Origin of the sequence: Planobispora rosea (genome assembly GCF_014648175.1) — a bacterium.
GTDB lineage: Bacteria > Actinomycetota > Actinomycetes > Streptosporangiales > Streptosporangiaceae > Planobispora > Planobispora rosea.
In genome coordinates, this window is the sequence record NZ_BMQP01000118.1 from 1 (window position 1) to 1,542 (window position 1,542).

The 1,542-nt window shown below is 69.9% G+C and carries 1 protein-coding gene; it reads right to left on the reverse strand.

Annotated elements, in window-relative coordinates; all coding sequences use genetic code 11:
- Nucleotides 1–101: 101 nt before the first annotated feature.
- Nucleotides 102–1,475, reverse strand: coding sequence for an IS1380 family transposase (locus IEZ08_RS38985; RefSeq protein WP_189244241.1), 1,374 nt, complete (start codon nt 1,473–1,475; stop codon nt 102–104).
- Nucleotides 1,476–1,542 lie beyond the last annotated feature (67 nt).

A 1,542-nucleotide genomic window follows, 5' to 3' on the forward strand; every position in this document is an offset into this window, starting at 1 on the left:
GTGACCAGGTCAGCGTCGTGGCCCGGCTGTCGCGCCGGAGGGGCGGGGTTCCACGGGCCCGGATATATCCTTTCTTGATCGTTGGGGTGGCTGGTCGCTGGTCAGGTCGGTGCGGGTACGGCTTGCAGGCGGGCGATGGCCGCGGTGAGCTCCATCGCCCAAGGCCAGCGCGCGGCGAGGCGCAGCCGGATGCGTCGCCCGCCGCGTACCAGCCGTCCGGCCACCGCGAACAGGCGCAGCCGCAGGCGTTTGGGCTCATAGCGGCGGGCCGGGCCGTCCAGGGCGAGCATCTGCATCCAGGCCAGCAGTTCGCAGGCCAGCGCGACGAGTTCGCACCAGATCTGGTTCTGGGCAAAATCGTGCAGCGGCAACGTGGCCAGGCCGGTGTCTTTGGCGGTGCGGATGCGATCTTCGCATCGGGCCCGGCGGCGGTGGCGCAGCTCCAGATCGGCCAGCTGACCCTGCTTGGTATTGGTGATGAAGCAGGTGAAGCGGTGTCCGTCCAGATCGGTGAAGCGCAGTTGCGCGCCCGGGTGCGGGCGTTCTTTGCGGACGATGACGCGCATGCCGCGCGGCCAGCCGGTTAGCTTGAGCAGGCCGGTGATCTCGGCGACCCAGGCGCCGGGCCGCACCTGGCCGTCGGCGTCGTAGGCGGGCGTCCAGGCGGTGGCCGGCAGGCGGAGGATCGCGGCGCCGATGTCGTCGGTGAGGGTGAAGCCGATGGAGTAGGACAGCCATCGGCCGGGCCGAGACAGCCAGGTCAAAAATTCGCGGGTGCCGCCGCCGGCGTCGGCACGGATCAGTATCTGACGGCGGCGATGCTTGGGGAGCTGGGCCTGGGCCAGGCGGACTGCGGCGATGTGGTCGGTGGCGGTGTTGGAGCCGGCGTTGCCGGGGCGCAGGGTGATGGCCAGGGGTTCGCCGGCACCGGCCGCGCCATGATCGGCAAAAACCGTTAGCGGGTGGAAGCCGAAGGTCTTCTTCCAGGTCGGGGCCGCGTGTTGTTTGTCGGAGTGGGCGGTGATGAGGGTGGCGTCGATGTCGAGGGGGATCAGCTCGCCATCAGCGCCGGGAGCCGCGACTCCGACCAGGTGCCAGGCACGTTGGCGGGCGTCTGCGCGGGCGGTGCGGATGGCTTTGAGGGCCCGGTCCGGGTCGGTGGCCAGTCGGTCGATGAGCCGGGAGACGGTGGGGTCGGAGGCGATGGGGCCGAACAGGTCGGGCTGGGCGCGCAGCAGCGCGAGGTCGGCCAGACAGTCCCCGCCCAGCGCGAGGGTGAGGGCCAGATCGGTGATGATTTTGCCGGGGTCGTGCTGCGCGCGTGAGGGCCGCCAGCGCTGCAGTTCGCGGGAGAGGGCCTGGCCCAGGCCGGTGATGCGCAACGTCTCCAGCAAAAGCAGGCCGCCGGCGTGGGAGATGAGGCCGGAGCCGTCGGCGGAGACGATGATCTTACGGTGGGAAGCGGTAGTCTTCACGTGAAAAGTGCCTCGTGAACTGGTGGGGGCGGGACCTTAGACAAGTCCGATCCTTCCAGGTCACAGG